Below are 3,986 nucleotides of genomic sequence, written 5' to 3' on the forward strand. Positions count from 1 at the left end.
GTACGTTATTTTCATAGTGACTATTTAGGCAGTACGGCAGCGACGTCTAACGCCAGCGGCACGATATTATCGCGTCAACATTATCAACCTTTTGGCGCAGGTATCGAGACACCTGACAATGAGGTGGGATATACCGGACACAAGTATGACAGGGACACTGGCCTAGTGTATATGCAGGCACGATACTATGATCCGGTGATTGGGCGGTTTTACTCGAATGATCCTGTTGGTTATACGTCTGCTAACCCAGTCATGTCGTTCAACCGCTATTTATACGTGAATAACAACCCGTATAAATATACAGACCCGAATGGAGAGTTTTTAGACGCCATCGTAGATATAGGTTTGATCGCGTATGACCTTTATGACATGGCGACTGCTGGTATAAATGCAACTAATACAGCATCTCTTGGTGCCAACGTTGCAGGGTTGTTCATCCCCGGAGCTACAGGGCTTGGAACTGCTGTTAGAGCGGGAGATAAAGCTGTTGATACAGTCTCAGTAACTTCTAACCAAGCACTTAGACAGGCCAAAGATGCAAATGGAATACCCAGAAGCGCTCAGCCAGACAAAACTATTAAGCCCGGTACTCCCGAAGGTAATGCTGCTGGTTTAGATTCTAGAAATGTTAAGCAGTATGAGTACACTAACGGAGCCGGTGAGAAAATCACTATTAGACAAGATAAAGCGGCTTCCTATGGACAAGGTGGTAAAGGTGACCAAAAACCTCACTTTAATGCTGGACCTTCTAAGGAAGGAAAGCTTAAACAGCATCATTATTATGAGGATAAGCGGTGATTGATTTCAACTCAGACTCAAAACCTGAAGATTATCAATTCTACATGCGTGGTGAATTGAAAGCAGATGAAGAGATTAAGTTAATTAGCTTAAGAGATGAGCTGAGTTATGACTCCGATCCTGAACCTAATTCGGGCGCAGTGAAGCTGCTAGCCGATTGTTTTCAGGCTGCTAATTTGAAAGTAATGTTTCTGTGGGCATCTGATAATACAGGGAAATCCTCAGCTTTAAGACTTAAAAAGTTTTCTATCGAATCTCGAAAATTGTTTTCGGCTTACAAAAGAACTGAACATGAAGTCTTTGTTGATGATTCAAACTCAAGGCTAGTGAGTGAGATTGAACTTGACGATTTCAATGAAACTAAATTACCGCATGAAATTTTGTATAGTGCAACGGGATTATTCATCGTTTCTCCGGCTAATAACCCAGTTAATTTAAATGAACCTATTGTTTCAAGAGAATATTCGTCAAACGCTTTTGATGTTAGAGGTCTGCTCCATAAAGTTCGAAGTAATAATGAATTCTGTATATTGAGATATTTTCCCGCCGACAATGGTAGAAGTGAAGCCATTGCTTTGATAGGAAAGCGGGATTCATTATTGATGCGTCGTATCGCTAATTGCATTACAAGGCGAGCAAATACTAAAGATTGAATCCAAAGCCTCGCCCTCGCGCGGCTTTGTTTTTTTCTCACATCAAGCCAAGTCGTAGCGGTTCACTATTCAGGTGAGACGGTGCAAGGTTTCTTATCAATGCCATGCTTGGTGGCAAAAGCCATCAGTTTCTTATCGTAAAAGTTCATATCCCGTTTGTAACGGCAGAAGAACTTTATTTCTGCATTTTCTTGGTCATAGATAGCCCGAATATCGTTTTCCCCGGCATCAATCGAGAAAGTTCCTGGACTTCCCAGCTTTCACTAGACAGTCTGTATATTCTCAAAGTACGCTTTTTAAAACCTACCACTACGATGCACAAGACCCACTGATGAGAGTATCGGGTTGTACGCATCGCAGTAGGTCGCGCATTTTGCGCGACTTTGCGCTGGACGCGTCACCCATACGGGCATAGCTAGTTTAAGCTATAACGGAGCGGGGCGTTTAACGCAATTAGGGGATACGCAGTACCAGTACGATGCGCACGGTCATCGCCTCACTGTAGAGCAGGGTGGACAAAAACGGCTAACGGTATACAGTCGAGAGGGTGCGCTGTTAATGAGCGCGCAGAACGGACATAGTAGCTATAAGATAATTCTAGATGGTGAAACAGTGGCTAAGGTGGGAGATGATTTAAGTCCAGCCAGCCAACAAGGATACACGGGTCATGTTGGCGATAACACCGGGCTCGTTTATATGCAGGCACGATACTATGATCCAGTCATAGGTCGTTTTTATTCGAATGATCCGGTTGGCGCTATTGCTCATTTGGGGACGGCAAACGGTATTCATGGCTTCAACCGATACGCATATGCTAATAATAACCCTTTTAAGTTTGTTGATCCCGATGGCCGATCTAGTGTTGACTTGGAATCCTTATTTAACCCATTAAAAAATTTAATACCAGATGAGTTAGTTAATAAAGAGATCACGACTAAAAATATAGAACAGGTTCCAAAGAGGCTGGCTAATGATCTTGGCGGCAAAAAAATGCTTGAAACACAAGTTCAGGTCAACGGTTCTATTCCTACGCCGCCAACGCAAGCTGTAGCTTTTCTATCTGCGACTTTGTTAGCGACAGTTTACGATGATCCAAGCGCTGTAGTGGCGACCGCGGTTGGTAAAGGTGCAGGAAAGTATATTTCCAGAAAAGGTGCGAGTGATACCGTCGCAGTAATAACGGAAGAAACGGCATCTCGTGTGGCAGAAGAGGCAACAAAGTTAATAATAGAGGAAGATAGACTTGAATAAATCTAAGAAACTTAATTGGCTATATTTAATCGTTGCCATTGTACTCTTAGCACTTACTTACCATAGTTGGGATACAGGCCATATCTCTTACAGAGGTATTAGAATCCTCGAAAATGAGCCTTTATATTGGCCTATCCTTATACTTGGTTTTTTAGGCGGGGTATATACTTTATTTTTAGCTGTCTCTGGCATTTTTGATTATAGAAAGAATCACGGATAAACGTGATGCGGTAATGAGGGGAGCTAATAAAGTTCGACTTTATCCATGGTCATTTTATTTGCCACTACATTGCTTTTATTTTAATCCAAGGCCGCATCTTCGCGAGGCTTTTTTCTATCTAATCAGAGCTTGTATCGATGTCATTTTTGATAGCAAAAGATACTGCGCAGCAAGTGACTGAAAAAGTTAAAGAGATTATTGAGTAGAGCTATGAAAAAACATGCAAAATTTCGATCCGTGTTGGCGGCGTTCATTATATGCATCATAGGTTTTAATTTTATTAGTATTAGTGGTGATTTCTTTTTAAATTCGTTTTATATATTGAGTGTTGTCACAGCCGTCATCTTGACAATTAAATCGATCAATTACACTTGCCCTAATTGTGAGAAAAACCAAGTTATTCGTTCGTTTCTAAGCTACAGAATGCCTAAAGAGAAATGTTATTCTTGCGGGAGCCTGATAGACGAAAAAGATGATTAGCATTGTCACAGTTTTTTTGAATCCAAAGCCTCGCCCTCGCGGGGCTTTGTTTTTTGCTCACATCAAGGCAAGTAGTAGCTGTTCAATATTCAGATGAGGCGGTGCAAGGTTTCGTGTCAATGCCATGCTTGGTGGCAAAAGCCATCAGTTTCTTATCGTAAAAGTTCATATCCCGTTGGTAACGGCAGAAGAACTTTATTTCTGCATTTTCTTGGTCATATATAGCCCGAATATCGTTTTCCCCAGCATCAATCGAGAAAGTTCCATCGTCTAGCTGATAAGCGGATTGGCCTCCGGCAAAGCTCTCTTTGGTCAATGAAGATAGCACCTCTTCAACTCGCTCTGGCGGCACAGTTCGAAAGTTAGTTTTGCAGTAAGGCATGAACATCGACTCTGGTTGCTATTGCTGTTTAGAGATTATAGACAACAACCGAGTCTGAATGTCGCTTTTTCTGTCATAGGGTGCTTGTTCCACGTTCACGGCTTTCGTGTAAATATCCCATTTATAACACAGTCATCTCATAGAATATTTATGCCGCAGTTCGGTACTCAAACGGTGTCATATCATTGAGTGAGTCGTGCGG

General features: G+C 42.0%; 4 protein-coding genes. 3 read left to right on the plus strand and 1 reads right to left on the minus strand.

Annotation, left to right across the window (positions count from 1 at the left end):
* From DFP83_RS13580 to DFP83_RS13695, 3 genes are all read left to right on the plus strand, one after another.
* Window positions 1–798, plus strand: a 798-nt coding sequence (locus DFP83_RS13580) for an RHS repeat-associated core domain-containing protein (protein ID WP_181416424.1), incomplete at its 5' end; no start/stop codon positions are given.
* On the plus strand, window positions 795–1,451 hold the full coding sequence (locus tag DFP83_RS13295) for a hypothetical protein (protein ID WP_110576540.1): 657 nt from the start codon (window positions 795–797) through the stop codon (window positions 1,449–1,451). The genes DFP83_RS13580 and DFP83_RS13295, both read left to right, overlap by 4 nt.
* A 558-nt stretch (window positions 1,452–2,009) precedes the next feature.
* Window positions 2,010–2,702 (plus strand): RHS repeat-associated core domain-containing protein, encoded by a 693-nt coding sequence (locus DFP83_RS13695; protein ID WP_241971655.1) that lies wholly within the window; start codon window positions 2,010–2,012, stop codon window positions 2,700–2,702.
* Between the two features lie 782 nt (window positions 2,703–3,484).
* Here DFP83_RS13695 and DFP83_RS13315 read toward each other — a convergent pair.
* A complete protein-coding gene (locus tag DFP83_RS13315) occupies window positions 3,485–3,784 on the minus strand; it encodes a hypothetical protein (RefSeq protein ID WP_126753170.1) in 300 nt (99 codons plus the stop codon).
* Window positions 3,785–3,986 lie beyond the last annotated feature (202 nt).

Origin of the sequence: Idiomarina fontislapidosi (genome assembly GCF_003226255.1) — a bacterium.
GTDB classification, from domain to species: Bacteria; Pseudomonadota; Gammaproteobacteria; order Enterobacterales; family Alteromonadaceae; genus Idiomarina; species Idiomarina fontislapidosi.

Bases quoted from the DNA above. Each gene is read 5' to 3' on its own strand.
- DFP83_RS13695 (WP_241971655.1), top strand. From the start codon at position 2,010: ATGAGCGCGCAGAACGGACATAGTAGCTATAAGATAATTCTAGATGGT.
- DFP83_RS13315 (WP_126753170.1), bottom strand. From the start codon at position 3,784: ATGCCTTACTGCAAAACTAACTTTCGAACTGTGCCGCCAGAGCGAGTT.